The organism is Streptomyces sp. NPDC006476 (genome assembly GCF_040612015.1).
GTDB lineage: Bacteria > Actinomycetota > Actinomycetes > Streptomycetales > Streptomycetaceae > Streptomyces > Streptomyces griseorubiginosus_B.
The window spans coordinates 31305-49816 of record NZ_JBEXPK010000033.1 but is presented as its reverse complement, the minus strand read 5'-3'; the positions used below and the strand labels follow the sequence as shown (position 1 = coordinate 49816).

The window sequence follows — 18512 nt, the reverse complement described above, 5'->3', positions numbered from 1 at the left end:
TCGCTCAGTCCCAGTAGCTGCCCTGCACCATGGCTCGCAGGCTGCCGTGGTGCAGGATCAGTGTGTCCGGGTCCGCCGGGACGGCCACCTCGCCGAAGTGCACCTGCCGGTAGGCGATGCGCAGCATCACGATGGCGTGCCGCAGCGCCGCGTACAGGGTGTGGAAGTCCATGTCGCGCGGTGTGTGACCGGTGAGTTCGGCGTAGCGGGCCTCGACGCGGTCGCGGCGCAGGAAGTCCGGCAGGCCGCGCTGGCCGAAGGCGACCGTCAGGTCCTGGAAGAAGCGGTGCAGGTAGACGGTCCAGCCGAGGTCGACCTCGCGCGGGGCCAGGGCCGCCATCTCCCAGTCGAGGACGGCGACGGGCTCGAAGCCGTCGTAGACGACGTTCCCGATGCGCGCGTCGCCCCAGTTGAGGACCGGCGTGCCCGGATCGTCGGGCCAGAGGTCCTCGAGGCGGTCGAACGCGGCCTCGATGAGCGGTGAGCGCGCGTGTCCGTCCACCACCCAGTCGTAGTAGGCGCGTTGGGCGGTGACATGGCGGCGCAGCGCGTCGCCGTCGCCGGGCAGGGTGAGGAACTCGGCTGCCGCCAGCGGCACTTGGTCGTGCAGCCGGGCCAGGAGTCCGATCGAGGCCGCCTCCAGCCGCTCGCGCTCGGCGTCGCTCGCCGCGTGCAGCCAGTTGCCCTGGTAGGTGTACGGCATCACGTCCGGCGGCACGCGCCCCGCGACGCGCTCCATCACGAAGAACGGCGCCCCGAGCGGCTCCGGGTCCTCCTCCAGCCACAGCACCTTCGGCACGGGCAGGTCGGTGTGCTCGGCCGCGACACGCATCGTGCGGTACTGGCGCGGCATGTCGTACACCGGGAAGACGGTGTACGCCGCCGGGTCCGCCGCCAGCCTCAACGCGCAGGAGACAACCGGCGGCCGGGGGTGCTCGATGTCGAAGAGCAGGGTCTCGCTGGACAGTCCGTTGGACTCGGGGACGCTGACGCCGACCGCCTTGGCGCCGGGCAGCCGAGTGCCCAGCCAGACGGTGAGGCGACGGGCGAGCTCCTCCGGGTCCCGGGTGGTGGTGCGGGGGCGGGGTGCCGTGGCCATGTCGTGAACCCCCTTACGGTGCGACCGAGGTGAAGTCCGTGAAGCCGCTCGGGTCGTGCCGCCCGAACGAGCCGTGCTCGAAGATGCCGTAGCCGACCTGCCCGTCGAGCCGGAAGCGCGCCGCGTGGTCGGTGACGCCGTACGCGGCGAGAGGGTGGGGCTGTGTCAGGTCGTACGCACGCCGGTCGGTCCAGCCCCGGCCCTGCCAGGTGCCGTGCTGCCAGTCGTCGGCGGGCGGATAGCCGGCGCCGATCGCGAGCGGGGACGAGGTGAGGATCTCGGCCTCCAGTTCCTGCGGCTTGCGGAGGTCGCCGAGGTGGACGACGGCGCGCTCGGGGTGGCGGGTGCCGGAGCGGTAGGTGATCTCGGGCTGGGGCCAGCCGAGTTGGCGGTCGCGGTGGCCGGGGCGGACGAGGGTGGCGTCGTTGAGGGAGCGGTAGCCGTCGGCGTCCTCCTGGACGATCACCATCAGGAACCGGTCCTCGAAGCGGACCGGACACCACAGCCAGTGGAACCCCTCGGTCGGCCGCTCCTCGGCGAACCGGCCGCCCTCCTCCCCCGGTATGGGCCGCACTCCCCAACTGCGGTCCCGGGTGCCGGTCCAGCGGGCGGCGCTGACCCGGAGCTCCTCGCCGGCCGCCCGGATCACCCCCTCCACGCTCCCCGCCTGCACGAACCGGCGCCCTTCGAGGGTGAGCCGGTCGCCGCGGCGCTGGACGTGGTGGGGCTCCCACAGGGCAGGAAAGTCGGCGGTCCAGGTGAGGTCGTACGACAACGCCTCGTCGTCGCTGAACAGCCGGAGCCTGCGCAGCGGTTGCCCGACCTCGATGCGCAGCGGTCCGACGGCGAGCCGCATCCGGTCCTCGTCGAGCGCATCGGACGCCCGTACCGCGTGGACCGTGTCCCCCACCCGCAGGGTCGCGTAGGCGTCGATCACGCCGACGTTCGGGTAGACGCCGAGGCCGGCGATGAGCAGGGCACGGCCCTCGTGGTCCAGGACGTGGAAGATGCAGCGGTCGTAGGCGTTGCGGTCCCCGGTGGCCACGTGCCGCATGGACAGGGGGACCTGGTGCACGGGGTACTCGTCGAGCGGCACGGGACGGTCGTCGGCCATGCCAAACCTCCCTGGAGACGGCGTGGCTGACGGTACGTCAGACAGCGGCCGGTGACCAGAGACGGGTCGCGAACTCACGCTCGATTCGACGGATCGGTGACCTGTCCGTCCCTTGCCGCGTTGCCCTGGTATGACCCCCACCTATTCAGCGACCGGGCGTCAGCGCCGCATCTTCGTCCCGCCGCCGGCAGGAACGGTTCCCCCGGCGCCGCCCGTCCCGGACCCGCCGATCTACCGTGATCTGATGCGCACCTGGGCCGACCGGGGCCGCACCTTGCCGGGCCGCCATGACCCGGAGTGGGTCAGGCTGGCGGCCCCGCAGGTGCTGCCGGGGCAGTTCAGCGGGTCTCCGGGCCCGCAAGGTGACGGGCGATGACCATGCGCTGGATCTGGTTGGTGCCCTCGACGATCTGCAGCACCTTGGCCTCGCGCATATGGCGCTCGACCGGGAAGTCCGCGGTGTAGCCGTATCCGCCGAGGACCTGGACGGCGTCGGTGGTGACCTTCATCGCGGTGTCGGTGCAGTGCAGCTTGGCCATGGCCGCCTGCTTGGCGAATGGCCGGCCCGCGTCGCGCAGCCGCGCCGCCGACAGGTACAGGGCACGGCCCGCCTCGATCTGGGTGGCCATGTCGGCGAGCATGAACCGCAGCCCCTGGAAGTCGGCGATGGGCCGCCCGAACTGCTGCCGTCCGGTGGCATAGGCGACCGCCTCGTCGAGCGCCGCCTGGGCGAGTCCGATGGCGCAGGCCGCGATGCCTAGCCGGCCGGAGTCGAGGGAGGCCAGGGCGATCGCGAAGCCCTGCCCCTCCTCGCCGATGCGCCGCTCGTCGGAGACCCGCACCCCGTCGAAGTGGACCTGGGCGGTGGGCGAGCCCTTGAGGCCCATCTTCTTCTCGGGCACCGCGCCGCTGAGCCCCTCGGCGTCGCCGGGCACCAGGAAGGCGGTGATCCCGCGCGGGCCGTCCTCGCCGGTGCGGGCCATGACGGTGTAGAAGTCGGCGATGCCGCCGTGGGTGATCCAGGCCTTGGTCCCGTCGATCACCCAGTGGTCGCCGTCGCGCACCGCCCTCGTGCGCAGGGAGGCGGCGTCGGAGCCGGACGACGGCTCGGACAGGCAGTAGGCACCCAGCAGGCCGCCGCCGAGCATCGCGGGCAGGTGCTCGACCTGCTGCTGCTTGGTGCCGTAGGCCGCGAGGGCGTAGGAGGCGAGCGTGTGCACGCTGACGCCGAGGCCGACGGTGAGACGGGCCGCTGCCAGCTCTTCCAGGACCTGGAGGTAGACCTCGTACGGCTGGTCGCCACCGCCGTGCTCGGAGTCGTACGGCAGTCCGAGCAGTCCGGACTTCGACAGCAGGGTGAAGACGTCGCGGGGGAAGCGTCCGGCGTCCTCCTCGTCGGCCGCCTTCGGCGCGATCTCGCGCTGGGCGATGTCCCGGACGAGCGAGATCAGATCCCGGGCCTCGTCCGTGGGCAGTTGACGGTCCACCGGCTGCGGGGCGCGGTCGGGCATGGCGACGCTCTCCTCCCTGTTTCGGGCACATCGGCGGCGTGCGCCCTGGGTGGGGGCGGCTCCGCCGGGTCCTGCTCGCGGCCTGCCGGTGCTCGCGCCTCCGGGTCTCGGAAGCTGCTGACCAGCGGCTGTGCGCTGTGAGTATGCCCGATCGGAGACATCCCGTCACCAGTTAACGACCGCTTACTTCAAGAATATCCCGCGCCACCCCGAAGCGCCGTCCAGTCCCGGCGAACCGCCTCGCATTGGTCCGCACCATTGACCGACTGGTCTAGTCCTCCTAAGGTTCATGACCAACGCTTTACCGCGTTCATGCCAATCGGCGCGCGTTCCCTCTCCCCCACGAGGAGACACCCGATGCACCTTCCGCACCGCCCCCGCGCCTCCTTCCGGGCGCTGGTCTCCGCCGCGTGTTGCGCCGTCCTCGGCGCCGGTCTGCTGGCCGGCGCGGGCACGGCCTCCGCGAAGCCGTCCACCCAGGAAGCGGCCGGCTCCAAGGTCGTCGGCTACTTCACCGAATGGGGCACCTACGACCGCAAGTACTACGTCAAGAACGTCGAGACGTCCGGATCGGCGGCGAGGCTGACCCACATCAACTACGCCTTCGGCAACGTCACCGGCGGCAAGTGCGCCATGGGCGACTCCTACGCGGCGACCGACCGCGCCTACACGGCCGCCGAGTCGGTGGACGGCGTCGCCGACACCTGGGACCAGCCCCTGCGTGGCAACTTCAACCAGTTGCTGAAGTTGAAGAAGAAGCACCCGGGGCTGAAGATCCTCTGGTCCTTCGGCGGCTGGACCTGGTCCAGCGGCTTCGGCGAGGCCGCGAGGAACCCAGCCGCCTTCGCCCAGTCCTGCTACGACCTGGTGAAGAACTCCAAGTGGTCGGGCCTGTTCGACGGCATCGACATCGACTGGGAGTACCCGAACGCCTGCGGAAACACCTGCGACACCAGCGGCCGGGAGGCCTTCAAGAACCTGATGGCGGCACTGCGTTCGAAGTTCGGCAGCGGTGCGCTGGTCACCGCGGCGATCACCGCGGACGCCACCGGCGGCGGCAAGATCGACGCGGCGGACTACGCGGGCGCGGCCCAGTACGTGAACTGGTACAACCCGATGACGTACGACTACTTCGGCGCCTGGGACGCGGCCGGTCCGACGGCCCCGCATTCACCGCTGAACTCCTACTCCGGCATCCCGAAGGCCGACTTCCACACCTCGGCGACCATCGCCAAGCTCAAGGGCCTCGGCATCCCGGCCTCGAAGCTGCTGCTGGGCATCGGCTTCTACGGCCGCGGCTGGACCGGCGTGACGCAGTCGGCGCCCGGCGGCACGGCGACCGGGGCCGCGGCGGGGACGTACGAGCAGGGCATCGACGACTACAAGGTGCTCAAGTCCAAGTGCCCGGCGACCGGGACGGTCGGCGGCACCGCGTACGCCAAGTGCGGCAACAACTGGTGGAGTTACGACACGCCCTCGACCATCGCGACGAAGATGACCTACAAGAACCAACAGGGCCTGGGCGGCACCTTCTTCTGGGAGCTGAGCGGCGACACCTCGAACGGCGAGTTGATCAAGGCCATCGGCTGACCTCGCTCAGTCGTCCCGGCGGGCCGGGGCCGGGGCCGGGTACGCGGGGTCGAGTTCCTCGATGGCGCGCATCGCACCGCCGAGGGTCTTGACCAGTAGTTCGCGCATCTGGTCCCGGGTCAGGGCGGGGCGGTCGATCCAGTCGAGGGTCGCGCCCTCCACGCTGCACACCCAGGCGAACAGGCCCATCCGGGCCAGCGGCGCGATGTCGGTCCGGCCGTACGCCCCGTCGGCGACGGTCGCGACGATCGCCTCGCGCACTCCGTCCCGGATGGCCTGCACCTCGGCGTCGAAGCCGACGCCGCCGCTGACGATCGTGCGGTAGGCGGCCTGGTTGTGCTCGGCCCAGCGGAGATACGCCTCCATGGTGCGGTGGACCCGGTCCAGCTGTCCCCGGTCCACCTCGCCGCTCGCGAAGTTGATCAGGTCGGCGACCGAGTCGTGGATGATCGCCAGGTAGTAGCCGCGCTTGGACTGGAAGTAGTAGTAGATCAGCCCCTTGGCGACGTGCGCCTGCTTGGCGATGTCGTCCATGGAGAGTGCGTCGTAGGACGTGTCGGCGAACAACTTCCGCCCGATGGCGATGAGTTCGGCGCGGCGCGCCAGTGAGCGCTCGGTGCCGCGCGCCCGTGGACGGGCGGCACCGCTCTGTTCGCTGATCTTCAATTCGGACCCTGGTCTCGGGCGGGGGGCGGGACATCCGCAGTATGTCAGAACGACAACGCCCGTTAGTTCGAGTCAGAGCAGACCGAACTGGGCGACGAGCATCGCGACGACCACCGCCAGAGTCCAGCCCATGACGTGCTCGAGGATCTTCGGGCCGTCGTCCCGGGGGCCGCCGGTGCGCGTGCGGGCGGCGGTGACTGAGTGTACTGTCATGGTGTCTCGCTGTGCTCGGCGTGTGGTGGACTCCCCCGTCGTTGTGTCCACCTTGCCACCAGCAGCGGCTTTTGCGACGGAGACGTTGGTCACAGCACAAAGGCCCCGGTCGACCCGGGGCCTTCACGCAGGGACCGACCGCTCAGCGCACGCCGACCGCCGCGAGCGCCTTGCGCTGCCGGGCACTGGGACACGCGGGGAAGTACAGGTAGCAGACACCGCCGCTGCCGGAGACGACCTTGCCGGAGGCGTTGTACCGCTTGGTGCGCAGCCAGATGTTCTCGAACTCGCGCCGCCGGTACACCCGCCGCACCGCCTCGTCGCTCGGCGAGGCGGGGTCGTTGGCGATCACGTCGCCGTCCGCAGTGAACCCGATGACGGTCATCAGATGGCCCGAGGTGCCGTAACCCGCCCCGGTGAGTTCCTCCTTGAGGAAGGACTGGGACGTTATGGCCGGGATACCGGCCGCGATCAGCGTCTCCACGTCGGTGAGCGAGCCGAGCCGGGTGACCACGCCCTGCAGGTTCTCGTAGGTGGCGGCGTAGGCGGCGTTGAACGGCCAGTTGCCGCAGCCCTCGTACTGGTAGTCGTAGGTGAAGCGGGCCGCGTGGTCGACCTGCGGGTCGCCGTAGCTCGGGTCCACCCAGGCGAGTTGCCCGGGGGTGAGCCGGCCGCCCCAGTACTCGATGATCATCTGCGAGGAGGTGGGGCTGCACCAGGCCTCGCCGCCGTTGTCGTACTCCGGGTACTGGCCCTTGTGGATCTCCTGCGAGTAGCGCGGGACGGTCAGTTCCCTGGCCAGGCCCGGCGTGGAGGCCGGGACGGTGAAGCGGTCCGGGACGTCGGAGCCCATCGCGCCGAGCCGCCAGACGGTGGGGGTGAGCCGGGTGCCGGGCCTGCGGTGGAGGGTGAGGCGCAGCCGGTAGGAGACCAGGCGCAGGCCGCTGGTCGCGTCGTCGACGGCGAAGGTGTCGGTCCAGATCGTGCTCTTGCCGTCGGTCTGCCCGTCCACCGAGGTCCGCTTGATGTCCTGGTCGCCCGCGGCCCAGCGGCCCATCACGTACCACGGCGTCTCCGTGCCGTCGGAGTACCTGCCGTGCAGCTCGACCTGGAGCCAGGTGCCCGCCGGGGTGTGCGCGTTCCAGGAGGCGACCACCTCGGTGGCGGGGACGCGGAGCGTGTGGTCGGGGGACGTCCAGGTCGCGTACTCCCAGCTCGCTGTCGTACCGGTGTGCGGGTCCGTGTACTCGGTGGTGCCGGCCGGGTCGGCGATCACGATGCCGGGGCGGGTGCCGGCGACGGCGCGGGTGCCCAGGGCGGCACCGGTGCGCCAGTCGCGGTACGAGGTCCAGGCGTGGTAGTCGACGGGGCGGGCCGGGTCGGCATGGGCCACGCCGACCGAGAGCGAGGGGCCCACCACCGCGGCGGCGACCGTGGCGGCCAGGAGGGTTCTGCGGGACGGCTGTTCGGCTCTGCTCATGGGTGGGACGACCCCCAGGTGTCCGAGTCGGGACGGGTCCGATGCGCGCGTGCGGCGCGGGCTTGTGGCGCCGCCGTGGGCCAACTATGGCCGCCGAGGAGGTCCACGGCCAGCACTTCGGCCCGCGGCGCGCCCACCAATATTGGCCTGGACCACTGGCATGACCTGCGACGCTCCGCCGCCCCGATCCCGCCCCCGGCTAAACTGTGGCCGAAACCCGCCCGCCTCCGTGCAGCCAAGGAACGACCATCCACTCCCTCGCCTCCCGGCTCCGCCGTCTCCCCCCGTCCTGCGGTCCGGTCCGCCTGGTCGGGGTCGACGGACACGCGGGCTCCGGGAAGTCGACCTTCGCCGGCCAGTTGGCCCGGGCCCTCGGTGACGCACCGGTGCTGCACCTCGACAACATGGCCAGCCACGACGAGTTGTTCGGCTGGACCGGGCGCCTGCTGACCCAGGTGATCGAACCGTTCCGTCGCGGCGAGACCGCCCACTACACCCCCTACGACTGGCGCGCCCGCCGCTTCGGCCCACCGCACCCGCTGCCGACCGCCCCCGTGGTGCTGGTCGAAGGAGTCGGCGCCGGCCGCCGCGCGCTCCGCCCCCATCTCGCGCATCTGCTGTGGATGGAGTTGCCGCACGAGGAGGCGTGGACGCGGGGACGGCAGCGGGACGGCGAGGAACAGCGGGAGTTCTGGGACGGATGGGTCCGCGCGGAACGACAGCACTTCGCCGAGGATCCCTCCCGGCCGTTCGCCAACTCCCTGGTACAGCAGTGCGAGAAGGGATACGAGGTACTCCCGGGGCCCGGGAAGAGAGTTGGACCGGACCAGGCGCTCACCCAGGGTGACGGACCATCCGCAATGTGCTGAACTTGTGAAGGCGAGCCGCCGGGGAACTTCCCGGAGTGCCTCAACTCGGCTTGACCGAGGGGCCGTACAGGTCTTACGTTCTCAATGTGCGGCCATACGAAGCCGCCCACTGTCGCGAAGCCCCCGGTTGTTCCCCCGTGATCGGGGGCTTCGTTCTGCCCTCCCCCACCTTTCCGGACGCTCTGTGGTGCGTTTCCCTCACCCTCTGTCACCGTCCGCTCCCCGGCTCATCTGCTCCCACCTCGTCAAACGTCCTGTGCGGCACCCTTCGGCGGGCGACACCGGCGCAGGTACCATGCCCTCGGTGCGACCTACGAGCGGCTGTGCGCGCACCGCAACTCCGGTCAGCGGTACGGCGGTTCGATCAAGGCGGCCGACGGGTGACCACCCGGCGGTCAACCGACGGGGGCACGGTTTGTGGGGGACGTGATGGACTTCGGCACGCAGGGCCCCGAGGCCCCGGCCGACCTCGCCTGGCTGCGAGGCGTGGACGCCTACACCATGGGCGCGTATCCGCAGGCGGAGGAGGAGTTCCGGACCGCGGTGCGGATGGATCCCGGGATGGCCGACGGCTGGCTCGGACTGCACGCGCTGCGCGTCGACACGACGACCGCGCTGCTGCGGATGTTCCGGCACCGGGACCGCTTCGGCGAGCAGCGCGCCCGGCACCGCCGCTCCCTCAACTCCTGGTACTGGCTGGGCTGGTGGGTGCAGCCGGTGCTGGAGAGCCCGCGCGACCTGCTGCTCGCGCACGCCTCGCACTGGCTGGACGGCCGTCATGTGCCCGAGCTGGACCGGGCGCTGGCCGGTCTGCCGCCCATCGACACCGACCACCAGGTCCGCTTCCTGCACGCCTGCCGGGCCTACCTGGTCAAGGACTGGGAGCAGCTCGTCCGCCACACCGACCCCCTGATCGACGACCCGCTGCTCGGGATCGAGGCGGGCCTGTTCGGCGGGATGGCCCGGGTCCGTCTGGAGATGTACGGCCAGGCCGAGCCGCTGCTCGCGGCGGCGCTGATGCGCTGCCGCAGCGAGCAGCCGCAGCGCAAGGAGCTGCGGTACTGGCTGGCGCGGGCCCATGAGGGCACGGGCCGTTCGGCCGCCGCGCTGCCCCTGTACCGGGCCGTGCACCGCGTCGACCCCGCTTTCATGGACACCTCGGCCCGGCTCGCGGCGATCGCCGAGGGGGACGGGTACGACGACGACTCCGCCGACCTCGCCGCGATCACGCTCTCCGGCGCGCAGGACGTCCTGGAGGGTCCCGACGCCCTCGACCCGCTCTTCGGCACCGAGGTACGGGACCTACGGCTTCCCGAACCCGACCTCCCGCCCGTCGGCCCCGTGCCGTCGGTGATCGATCCGACGGTACGTGAGAAGGGCGTCGCCGGCTCGCCGCTGCCGGCCGGGCCGACCGACCCGGCGTTGCTCGAGGAGGCGCTCGCCGAGCTGGAGCGCATGGTCGGCCTGGAGCCCGTGAAGCGACAGGTCAAGGCGCTGTCCGCGCAGCTGAACATGGCACGGCTGCGGGCGGGGCAAGGGCTGCCGGTCCAGCCGCCCAAACGGCACTTCGTCTTCTCCGGCCCCTCCGGCACCGGCAAGACGACGGTCGCCCGCATCCTGGGCCGTGTCTTCTACGCCCTCGGCCTGCTCGGCGGCGACCACCTGGTCGAGGCCCAACGAGCCGACCTGGTGGGCGAGTACCTGGGCCAGACGGCCGTGAAGGCCAACGAGCTGATCGACTCCGCGATCGGCGGGGTGCTCTTCGTGGACGAGGCCTACTCGCTCTCCAACTCCGGTTACGGCAAGGGGGACGCCTACGGCGACGAGGCGCTGCAGGTGCTGCTGAAGCGGGCCGAGGACAACCGGGACCACCTGGTGGTGATCCTGGCCGGGTACCCCGAGGGCATGGACCGGCTGCTCGCCGCCAACCCCGGTCTGTCCTCCCGCTTCACGACCCGCGTCGACTTCCCGTCCTACCGGCCGCTGGAACTCACCTCGATCGGCGAGGTGCTGGCCGCGGAGAACGGCGACGTGTGGGACGAGGAGGCCCTGGACGAGCTGCGCTCGATCGCCGGGCACGTGGTGGACCAGGGCTGGATCGACGAACTGGGCAACGGACGCTTCCTGCGGACCCTGTACGAGAAGAGCTGCGCGTACCGGGATCTGCGGCTGTCGACGTACCCGGGGATGCTGTCACGGGACGACTTGTCGACGTTGCGCTTGCCTGACTTGATGCAGGCGTACGGGGAGGTGCTGTCGGGGCGGGGGCCGCAGGATCCCAGTGCCATGTGACATACCACTGGCCCCCGCACCGATCAGGTCGCCAGCGCCTCCTCCGGCTCCCCGCTCCCCCGCGGCTCCGTCACCCGGACCTCCGGTGTGTCCCGGTGCGCCGGGTCCGTGACCTCGCCCACCAGCAGTTCCAGTACGTCCTCCAGGGCGACCAGCCCCAGCACCTTGCCCGAGCCGTCCGCCACCTGGGCGAGGTGGGTCGCCGCTCGGCGCATGACCGTGAGGGCGTCGTCCAGGGGCAGGTCGGCGCGGAGGGTCGTCATCGGACGCCACAGCTGCTGCGGCACCGCCCGTTCGGAGTCCTCCAGGTCGAGTACGTCCTTCACGTGCAGGTAACCCATGAAGGCGCCCTTGTCCGCGGCGACCGGGAAGCGGGAGTAGCCGGTGCGGGCGGTGAGCCGGACGATCTCGCCGGGAGTGACCGAGGGGCTGACCGTGATCAGCGACTCGCGCCCCAGCAGCACGTCCGTCACCGGGCGGGAGCCCAGCTCCAGGGCGTCCTCCAGGCGTTCCTGCTCCTCGGGGTCCAGCAGCCCCGCCTGACCGGAGTCCTCCACCAGGCGGTTGAGCTGTTCGCTGGTGAAGACCGCCTCGACCTCGTCCTTCGGTTCGACCCGGAAGAGCCGCAGGATGCCCCGGGCGCAGGCGCCGAGGGTCACGGTGATCGGCTTGCAGACCCGGGCGAAGTAGACCAGCCCGGGGCTGAGCCACAGCGCGGCCTTCTCGGGCGCGGCCATCGCCAGGTTCTTCGGGACCATCTCGCCGATGACGAGGTGGAAGAAGACGACCGCGGCCAGCGCGATGACGTAACCCAGTGGGTGGATCATGCCGTCGGGAAGGTGGATCCACTCGAAGACCGGCTCCAGCAGATGCGCGACCGTCGGTTCGGCCACCGCGCCCAGGGTCAGCGAGCAGACGGTGATGCCGAACTGGGCCGCCGCCATCATCTGGGGCAGGCGTTCGAGGCCGTAGAGCACCTGGCGGGCCCGTGCCGTGCCGAGGGGTTCGATCTGGCTGCGGCGGACGGAGACCAGGGCGAACTCGGCGCCGACGAAGAAGCCGTTGGCGAGCACCAGCAGGGCGGCGAAGAGGAGTTGCAGCACGCTCATCGGGCGACCTCCACGACCGGCCCGGTCCTGACCAGCCGGACACGCTCGGCCCGGTAGTGGCCCACCCGGCGCACGGTCAGCCGCCAGCCGGGCAGTTCGGCCTTGTCACCGGCGGCCGGGATCCGGCCGAGCAGATCGGCGACGAGGCCGGCGACCGTCTCGTACGGCCCCTCGGGCACGTCCAGGCCTATGCGCTGCAGGATGTCGACCCGGCAGCTGCCGTCGGCGTCCCATGCGGGCCTGCCGTCCTCCGGCGGGGCGGCGGCGAGCTCGGGCACGTCCTGCCCGTCGTGCTCGTCGCGGACCTCGCCGACGATCTCCTCGACGATGTCCTCAAGGGTCACCACCCCGGCCGTGCCGCCGTACTCGTCGACGACGACCGCGATGGGCTGCTCGCTGCGCAGCTGCGCCAGCAGGGGCTGCACCGGCAGGGTCTCGGGGACCAGCAGGGCCGGGCGGGCGATACGGCCGACGGGGGTGCGCAGCCGGTCGTGCACGGGGACGGCCAGCGCGTCCTTGAGGTGGACCATGCCGACGACCTCGTCGATCTTCTCCTTGTAGACGGGGAACCGGGACAGGCCGGTGGCGCGGGTCAGGTTGACCACGTCCTCGGCGGTGGCCGAGGACTGCAGCGCGCTCACCTTCACCCGTGGGGTCATCACGTGCTGCGCGGTCAGCTCGGCGAGCGACAGGGTCCGCACGAAGAGGTCCGCGGTGTCCTGTTCCAGGGCGCCGGCCTGCGCGGAGTGCCGGGCCAGGGAGACCAGCTCGCCCGGTGTGCGGGCGGAGGCCAGTTCCTCGGCGGGCTCGACGCCCAGGGCGCGGACGAGGCGGTTGGCGACGGTGTTCAGCGCGGCGATGACCGGGCGGAACAGACGTGCGAAGACGTGCTGCGGGCCGGCCACGAAGCGGGCGACCTGCATGGGCTTGGAGACCGCCCAGTTCTTGGGCACGAGCTCGCCGATCACCATCTGCACGGCGGAGGCCAGCAGCATGCCGACGACGACCGCGATGCCGGAGACGGCACCCTCCGGGATGCCGACGGCCGTGAAGGGGCCGCGCAGCAGTGCGGCGAGGGCCGGTTCGGCGAGCATGCCGACGACCAGGGAGGTGATGGTGATGCCGAGCTGGGTGCCGGACAGCTGGAAGGACAGCTCCTTCAGCGACTCGGCGACCCTGCGGGCGCGTTTGTCGCCCTCGGCGGCGGCCTTCTCGGCGTCCGTCGCCTCGACCGTGACCAGCCCGAACTCGGCGGCCACGAAGAAGCCGTTGGCGAGAATCAGCAGGACGGCCGCTCCGAGGAGCAGCAGGGGGGTGGTCATGATGCCGCCGCCTCGGAATGTCGGGAGGGGGCGGCGCAGGTACTACAGGACGATCCGTCCATCGCTGGAGGGAGTCACTCCTCGGGTAGCAGGGGGCCGCTGAGGGCCGTGGGGCACGTCGGCGGCGGAGGCGCGAGAAAACGCCTCCGCCAACAGATTAATCAAGACAGGGGCCTCTACGGCAGATCCCTCGTCGAGCGGGCCTCGGCGAGCGCGCGCAGCGTACGCGCGTCGGCGATGGCACGGTCCTTGGCGATACCGGGCTGGATGCCGAGCGCGGGCAGGCTGGTGCCGTCGCTGAGGTTGAGGAAGACCCAGGGGTCGCCGGGACGCAGGTTCACATGGAGGATCTCGGTCCACTCCAGGTGCCGCCTGCTGACGATGTTCACGACGGTGACACCGGACTCCTCCGCGACGACCTTCACCCGGGCGAGCATGGCCAGGACACCGAAGAGGAGCGCGCCGGTGAGGATGAAGCTGAGCCGTTCACCGGGGCCGAGCTGCTCCAGGAGCATGGCGACGGTCGTGATCACCACGAAGATCGCGACGCCGCCGGTGAGCAGGACGGCCCGGGTGCGGCCCGGCCGGAAGGTGACGGGGAGAGCGGGCAGATCAGACATCTCGTACGGTCCTCGTACGGTCTCTCAGAGGCGGCAGGCGTGGATGGCCGTGGTCAGGATGGCCCGGGCGCCGATCTCGTACAGATCGTCCATGATCCGCTGGGCGTCCTTGGTCGGGACCATGGCACGCACGGCGACCCAGCCCTCGTTGTGCAGCGGCGAGATGGTCGGCGACTCCAGACCCGGGGTGAGGGCGACGGCCTTCTCCAGCTGCTCGACGCGGCAGTCGTAGTCCATCATCACGTACGTCCGGGCCACCAGGACGCCCTGCAGCCGGCGCAGGAACTGCTGCACCTTGGGCTCCTCGCCGTCCGCGCCGGTACGGCGGATGACGACGGCCTCGGACTTCATGATCGGCTCGCCGAAGACCTCCAGGCCCGCGTTGCGCAGGCTGGTGCCGGTCTCGACGACGTCGGCGATGACCTCTGCGACGCCCAGCTCGATGGCGGTCTCGACGGCGCCGTCGAGGTGGACGACGGAGGCGTCGACGCCGTGCTCGGCGAGGTGGCCCTCGACGATGCCCTCGTAGGAGGTGGCGACGGTACGGCCCTTGAGGTCCTCGACGCCGCCCGCCGTCCCCGGCTTGGCGGCGAAGCGGAAGGTGGAGCGGGCGAAGCCGAGCGGGAGGATCTCCTCGGCCTCGGCACCGGAGTCGATCAGCAGGTCACGGCCGGTGATGCCGATGTCCAGCTGACCGGAGGAGACGTAGATCGCGATGTCGCGGGGCCTGAGGTAGAAGAACTCGACGTCGTTCGACGGGTCGACGGTGCGCAGTTCCTTGGACTCCCGGCGCTGCCGGTAGCCGGCCTCATGCAGCATCTCCGCCGCAGGGCCTGACAGGGAACCCTTGTTGGGGACGGCGATGCGCAGCATGAGGTCGGCTTCCTTCGCGTGGGTTTCGTGTGGGAACGAGGCGGGGCTTACAGGTGGGCGTAGACGTCGTCCAGGGAGATCCCGCGGGCGACCATCATCACCTGGACGTGGTACAGCAGCTGCGAGATCTCCTCGGCGGCCGCCTCCTTGCCCTCGTACTCGGCGGCCATCCAGACCTCGGCGGCTTCCTCGACGACCTTCTTGCCGATGGCATGCACGCCCTTGCCGACCAGTTCTGCGGTGCGGGAAGTGGCGGGATCGCCGTGGGCGGCCTTGTGCTGGAGCTCGGTGAAGAGCTCCTCGAACGTCTTGTTGGACATGGTGAGCGTCAGACTACGCCACGGCCGGTTACCTCAGTGCCACGGTTCAGATACTGAGCGGAGGGTGGCCGCGGTCGCCACCGCCGCCGTCACCGCCTCGTGCCCCTTGTCCTCGTTGGAGCCCGGCAGACCGGCCCGGTCCAGCGCCTGCTCCTCGTTGTCGCACGTCAGCAGGCCGAAGCCGACCGGGACGCCGGTGTCGACGGAGACCTGGGTCAGGCCCTGGGTGACGCCCTGGCACACATAGTCGAAGTGCGGGGTGCCGCCGCGGATGACGACACCCAGGGCGACGATCGCGTCGTAGCCGCGGCCGGCGAGGACCTTGGCGACCACCGGGAGCTCCCAGCTGCCGGGGACCCTGAGCAGGGTCGGCTCGTCGATGCCGAGGTCGCGCAGGGCGCGCAGCGCGCCGTCCACCAGGCCGTCCATCACCTTTTCGTGCCACTGTGCCGCGATGACGGCGACCCGCAGGTCACCCACATTGCGTACGGACAGCTCCGGTGCGCCCTTGCCGCTCACGTTCTCTCGTCTCCTGGATGTGCTGGGGGTGCGGTTACTGGTTGCTGCAGGTGGACACCGGGTTGGTGTCCAGCCAGGGCAGGTCGTGTCCCATCCGGTCCCGCTTGGTGCGCAGGTAGCGGAGGTTGTGCTCGCCCGCCTGTACGGGCATCGGCTCCCGGCCGACGACCTTGAGCCCGTGCCGGACGAGCGCGTCGGTCTTGTCCGGGTTGTTGGTCATCAGGCGCACACTGCGCACGCCGAGATCCTCAAGAATCTGCGCCCCCGCGCCGTAGTCCCGGGCGTCGGCGGGCAGGCCGAGCTCCAGGTTGGCGTCGAGGGTGTCGCGGCCGCGCTCCTGGAGCTCGTACGCCCGCAGCTTGGACAGCAGGCCGATGCCGCGTCCCTCGTGGCCGCGCAGATAGACCACCACTCCCCTGCCCTCGCTCTGGATGCGCTCCAGGGAGGCCTCCAGCTGGGGGCCGCAGTCGCAGCGCAGGGAGGAGAAGATGTCGCCGGTCAGGCACTCGGAGTGGACGCGGACCAGGACGTCCTCGCCGTCGCCGATCTCGCCGTGGACGAGGGCCACGTGCTCGACGCCGTCGACGGTGGAGCGGTAGCCGTAGGCCTTGAACTCGCCGTGCACGGTGGGCAGTTGGGTCTCGGCCTCGCGGCGGACGGTGGGCTCGGAGCTGCGGCGGTAGGCGATCAGGTCCTCGATGGAGATGATCGTCAGGCCGTGCTTGCGGGCGAAGGGGATCAGCTCGGGCAGGCGCAGCATCCGGCCGTCCTCGCCGGCGATCTCGACGATCGCGCCGGCCGGGCGCAGCCCAGCGAGGCGGGCGAGGTCGACGGCGGCCTCGGTGTGGCCGTCGCGGGTCAGGACACCGCCGGACCGGGCCCGCAGCGGGAAGATGTGGCCGGGGCGCACGAAGTCGGCCGGCTCGGCGTCGCCGCTCGCCAGCAGTTGGAGGGTGGTCGCGCGGTCGGCGGCCGAGATCCCGGTGGTGACGCCGTGGGCGCCCGAGGCGTCCACGGAGACCGTGAAGGCGGTCTTCATCGACTCCGTGTTGTCGTCGACCATCTGCGGGAGCTTCAGCCGGTCCAGTTCCTCGCCCTCCATGGGGGCGCAGATCAGGCCGCGGCACTCGCTCATCATGAAGGCGACGATCTCGGGGGTGACCTTCTCGGCGGCGATGACGAGGTCGCCCTCGTTCTCGCGGTCCTCGTCGTCGACGACCACGATCGGGCGGCCGGCCGCGATGTCGGCGATCGCCTGCTCGACGGGGTCGAGGGACCAGTCCTCGATACCGTCCGTGCTGTAGAGAATCGGGGCCGCGGTCATGCCGGCGCTCCTTCCAGGACGGGTTGCGGTGTGTTGCGGGAACGCAGCCACCAGTCGCGCATGCCCCACAGGACGAGCGCGCCGTAGATGACGTAGACGAAGCCGGAGAAGGCGTAGCCGTTGGTGAAGTTGAGGGGGACGCCGACGAGGTCGACGAGGAGCCAGGCGATCCAGAACTCGACCATGCCGCGCGCCTGGGCGTACATGGCGACGATCGTGCCGACGAAGATGTAGGCGTCCGGCCAGGGGTCCCAGGACAGGGACGGGTAGGCCTTGAAGAGCAGGGCGACCGCGACCGTGCCGACGGCTGCCGCGCCCAGCATCGCGCCGCGTTCGCGCCAGGTGGCGAACCGCGGGGTGATGTGGCCGTCGGCGGACCTGCCCTTGCTGCGGCTCCACTGCCACCAGCCGTACAGCGCGACGACCATGACGACGGCCTGCTTGCCGGCGCTGCCCGCGAGATGGCCGTAGAACGCGATGAACAGCACAAGGCCGGAGAGGAACTGCACCGGCCAGGTCAGCAGCGAGCGGCGCCAGCCGAGGGCGAGGGTGATCAGGCCGAGGATGTTGCCGATCATGTCCGACCAGATGATGTGCTGGCCGAGGAGGGTGAACGCCTGCGAGTTCAGCCAGTTCACCGGCCTGCTCCCTGCGTGCTCGCGAGCAGGCGCTCGACGTACTTCGCGACGACGTCCACCTCGAGGTTGACCGGGTCACCGGGCTGCTTGAGGCCGAGCGTGGTCAGGGCGAGCGTGGTGGGGATGAGGCTGATCGTGAAGTAGTCGGGCCCGGCGTCCACGACGGTGAGGCTGATGCCGTCGACGGTGATGGAGCCCTTCTCGACGACGTAGCGCGAAAGGTCCGCGGGCAGCGAGATCTTGACGATCTCCCAGTTCTCGGACGGCTTGCGCTCCAGAACCCGACCGGTGCCGTCGACGTGGCCCTGCACGATGTGGCCGCCGAGGCGAGAGCCGACGGCGGTGGGGCGCTCGAGGTTGACGCGGGAGCCGACGGCGATGGCGCCGAGGCTGGAGCGGTCGAGGGTCTCCGCCATGACGTCGGCGGTGAACTCGTCGCCCTCGTGCTCGACAACGGTGAGGCAGACGCCGTTCACGGCGATGGAGTCCCCGTGTTTCGCGCCCTCGGTGACGACAGGGCCGCGCACGCGGAAGCGACAGGAGTCACCGAGGTTCTCGACGGCGGTGATCTCACCCAGCTCTTCGACGATTCCGGTGAACACTTCCCGGGTCCTCCTGCCTCATTCGGGCACGGACTCCGGGGCTGTCGAAGACGACAGAAGCGAGCGAGGACACCGGGGCGACGCCGGACAGACTCGTCCGCATGGACGAGCGCATACGGCGGCGCGCACGAATGCCCGCCCGCCGCGCACTGCCTCCCATCCGGACTTTAACCGTCGGTCCAGGAATTTCACCTGGTCAACCGGCCGCTGGAAGCGGACGGGTCGCGGACTGTAACCGCCGGTTCGGAATTTCACCGACCCCGGAGTGCGCTGCTTCTGGTACAGAGCCAGTGTGCCACGCCTGATCGACGTCCATACGGGCGAACGGTGTGGGGTGGCTCACAAGGAGTG

Annotated in this window: 18 protein-coding genes and 1 riboswitch; of the genes, 3 read left to right on the top strand and 15 right to left on the bottom strand. The window is 70.7% G+C overall.

Annotated elements, in window-relative coordinates; all coding sequences use genetic code 11:
* Positions 1 to 4: 4 nt before the first annotated feature.
* The 3 genes from ABZZ74_RS31905 to ABZZ74_RS31895 form a co-directional block, all read right to left on the bottom strand.
* Positions 5 to 1099 carry a phosphotransferase family protein gene (locus ABZZ74_RS31905; RefSeq protein WP_356770835.1) on the bottom strand — a complete coding sequence of 365 codons (1095 nt, stop codon included), beginning with the start codon at positions 1097 to 1099 and terminating at the stop codon, positions 5 to 7.
* A gap of 13 nt (positions 1100 to 1112) precedes the next feature.
* A complete protein-coding gene (locus ABZZ74_RS31900) occupies positions 1113 to 2213 on the bottom strand; it encodes a hypothetical protein (protein ID WP_356770833.1) in 1101 nt (366 codons plus the stop codon).
* A 338-nt stretch (positions 2214 to 2551) separates the two neighbouring features.
* On the bottom strand, positions 2552 to 3724 hold the full coding sequence (locus ABZZ74_RS31895; protein ID WP_356770831.1) for an acyl-CoA dehydrogenase family protein: 1173 nt from the start codon (positions 3722 to 3724) through the stop codon (positions 2552 to 2554).
* Positions 3725 to 4081: 357 nt separating this feature from the next.
* On the opposite strand from ABZZ74_RS31895, the gene ABZZ74_RS31890 reads away from it, so the two are divergent.
* Complete coding sequence (locus ABZZ74_RS31890; protein WP_356770829.1) at positions 4082 to 5314, top strand: glycoside hydrolase family 18 protein; 1233 nt, start codon at positions 4082 to 4084, stop codon at positions 5312 to 5314.
* 6 nt (positions 5315 to 5320) lie between these two features.
* Here the strand turns inward: ABZZ74_RS31890 and ABZZ74_RS31885 are convergent, their stop codons facing one another.
* From ABZZ74_RS31885 to ABZZ74_RS31875, 3 genes are all read right to left on the bottom strand, one after another.
* Positions 5321 to 5980 (bottom strand): helix-turn-helix domain-containing protein, encoded by a 660-nt coding sequence (locus tag ABZZ74_RS31885; protein WP_356770827.1) that lies wholly within the window; start codon positions 5978 to 5980, stop codon positions 5321 to 5323.
* A gap of 72 nt (positions 5981 to 6052) precedes the next feature.
* Entirely contained in the window at positions 6053 to 6193 is a 141-nt protein-coding gene (locus ABZZ74_RS31880; RefSeq protein WP_356770825.1) for an SCO1431 family membrane protein, read from the bottom strand.
* 142 nt (positions 6194 to 6335) lie between these two features.
* On the bottom strand, positions 6336 to 7673 hold the full coding sequence (locus ABZZ74_RS31875; RefSeq protein ID WP_356770823.1) for a peptidase C39 family protein: 1338 nt from the start codon (positions 7671 to 7673) through the stop codon (positions 6336 to 6338).
* A gap of 206 nt (positions 7674 to 7879) precedes the next feature.
* On the opposite strand from ABZZ74_RS31875, the gene ABZZ74_RS31870 reads away from it, so the two are divergent.
* Positions 7880 to 8542 carry a hypothetical protein gene (locus tag ABZZ74_RS31870; RefSeq protein ID WP_356770821.1) on the top strand — a complete coding sequence of 221 codons (663 nt, stop codon included), beginning with the start codon at positions 7880 to 7882 and terminating at the stop codon, positions 8540 to 8542.
* Between the two features lie 429 nt (positions 8543 to 8971).
* Positions 8972 to 10834 carry an AAA family ATPase gene (locus ABZZ74_RS31865; RefSeq protein ID WP_356770819.1) on the top strand — a complete coding sequence of 621 codons (1863 nt, stop codon included), beginning with the start codon at positions 8972 to 8974 and terminating at the stop codon, positions 10832 to 10834.
* A gap of 23 nt (positions 10835 to 10857) precedes the next feature.
* On the opposite strand, the gene ABZZ74_RS31860 is transcribed toward ABZZ74_RS31865, so the two are convergent.
* From ABZZ74_RS31860 to ABZZ74_RS31820, 9 genes are all read right to left on the bottom strand, one after another.
* Positions 10858 to 11943 (bottom strand): hemolysin family protein, encoded by a 1086-nt coding sequence (locus tag ABZZ74_RS31860; RefSeq protein WP_356770817.1) that lies wholly within the window; start codon positions 11941 to 11943, stop codon positions 10858 to 10860.
* Positions 11940 to 13265 (bottom strand): hemolysin family protein, encoded by a 1326-nt coding sequence (locus tag ABZZ74_RS31855; RefSeq protein ID WP_356770815.1) that lies wholly within the window; start codon positions 13263 to 13265, stop codon positions 11940 to 11942. Before ABZZ74_RS31855 ends, ABZZ74_RS31860 begins: the two co-directional genes overlap by 4 nt.
* A gap of 176 nt (positions 13266 to 13441) precedes the next feature.
* On the bottom strand, positions 13442 to 13885 hold the full coding sequence (locus tag ABZZ74_RS31850; RefSeq protein ID WP_356770813.1) for a PH domain-containing protein: 444 nt from the start codon (positions 13883 to 13885) through the stop codon (positions 13442 to 13444).
* A 24-nt stretch (positions 13886 to 13909) separates the two neighbouring features.
* Positions 13910 to 14758 carry an ATP phosphoribosyltransferase gene (gene hisG / locus ABZZ74_RS31845; RefSeq protein ID WP_356770811.1) on the bottom strand — a complete coding sequence of 283 codons (849 nt, stop codon included), beginning with the start codon at positions 14756 to 14758 and terminating at the stop codon, positions 13910 to 13912.
* 47 nt (positions 14759 to 14805) lie between these two features.
* A complete protein-coding gene (locus ABZZ74_RS31840) occupies positions 14806 to 15078 on the bottom strand; it encodes a phosphoribosyl-ATP diphosphatase (RefSeq protein ID WP_030946750.1) in 273 nt (90 codons plus the stop codon).
* 33 nt (positions 15079 to 15111) lie between these two features.
* Positions 15112 to 15597 carry a 6,7-dimethyl-8-ribityllumazine synthase gene (gene ribH / locus ABZZ74_RS31835; protein WP_016434183.1) on the bottom strand — a complete coding sequence of 162 codons (486 nt, stop codon included), beginning with the start codon at positions 15595 to 15597 and terminating at the stop codon, positions 15112 to 15114.
* Between the two features lie 34 nt (positions 15598 to 15631).
* On the bottom strand, positions 15632 to 16921 hold the full coding sequence (locus tag ABZZ74_RS31830) for a bifunctional 3,4-dihydroxy-2-butanone-4-phosphate synthase/GTP cyclohydrolase II (RefSeq protein WP_356770808.1): 1290 nt from the start codon (positions 16919 to 16921) through the stop codon (positions 15632 to 15634).
* Positions 16918 to 17559 (bottom strand): nicotinamide riboside transporter PnuC, encoded by a 642-nt coding sequence (pnuC, locus tag ABZZ74_RS31825; protein ID WP_356770806.1) that lies wholly within the window; start codon positions 17557 to 17559, stop codon positions 16918 to 16920. The genes ABZZ74_RS31830 and pnuC overlap by 4 nt, the downstream gene beginning before the upstream one ends.
* Complete coding sequence (locus ABZZ74_RS31820) at positions 17556 to 18161, bottom strand: riboflavin synthase (RefSeq protein WP_356770804.1); 606 nt, start codon at positions 18159 to 18161, stop codon at positions 17556 to 17558. Before ABZZ74_RS31820 ends, pnuC begins: the two co-directional genes overlap by 4 nt.
* 142 nt (positions 18162 to 18303) lie before the next feature.
* A riboswitch (FMN riboswitch) is annotated at positions 18304 to 18434 on the bottom strand.
* Positions 18435 to 18512 lie beyond the last annotated feature (78 nt).

Coding starts and splice junctions, on each gene's coding strand:
- ABZZ74_RS31840 (WP_030946750.1), bottom strand. CDS start 15,078: ATGTCCAACAAGACGTTCGAGGAGCTCTTCACCGAGCTCCAGCACAAG.
- ABZZ74_RS31905 (WP_356770835.1), bottom strand. CDS start 1,099: ATGGCCACGGCACCCCGCCCCCGCACCACCACCCGGGACCCGGAGGAG.
- ABZZ74_RS31830 (WP_356770808.1), bottom strand. CDS start 16,921: ATGACCGCGGCCCCGATTCTCTACAGCACGGACGGTATCGAGGACTGG.
- ABZZ74_RS31850 (WP_356770813.1), bottom strand. CDS start 13,885: ATGTCTGATCTGCCCGCTCTCCCCGTCACCTTCCGGCCGGGCCGCACC.
- ABZZ74_RS31875 (WP_356770823.1), bottom strand. CDS start 7,673: ATGAGCAGAGCCGAACAGCCGTCCCGCAGAACCCTCCTGGCCGCCACG.
- ABZZ74_RS31890 (WP_356770829.1), top strand. CDS start 4,082: ATGCACCTTCCGCACCGCCCCCGCGCCTCCTTCCGGGCGCTGGTCTCC.
- ABZZ74_RS31895 (WP_356770831.1), bottom strand. CDS start 3,724: ATGCCCGACCGCGCCCCGCAGCCGGTGGACCGTCAACTGCCCACGGAC.
- ABZZ74_RS31880 (WP_356770825.1), bottom strand. CDS start 6,193: ATGACAGTACACTCAGTCACCGCCGCCCGCACGCGCACCGGCGGCCCC.
- ABZZ74_RS31900 (WP_356770833.1), bottom strand. CDS start 2,213: ATGGCCGACGACCGTCCCGTGCCGCTCGACGAGTACCCCGTGCACCAG.
- ABZZ74_RS31860 (WP_356770817.1), bottom strand. CDS start 11,943: ATGAGCGTGCTGCAACTCCTCTTCGCCGCCCTGCTGGTGCTCGCCAAC.
- ABZZ74_RS31865 (WP_356770819.1), top strand. CDS start 8,972: ATGGACTTCGGCACGCAGGGCCCCGAGGCCCCGGCCGACCTCGCCTGG.
- ABZZ74_RS31855 (WP_356770815.1), bottom strand. CDS start 13,265: ATGACCACCCCCCTGCTGCTCCTCGGAGCGGCCGTCCTGCTGATTCTC.
- hisG (WP_356770811.1), bottom strand. CDS start 14,758: ATGCTGCGCATCGCCGTCCCCAACAAGGGTTCCCTGTCAGGCCCTGCG.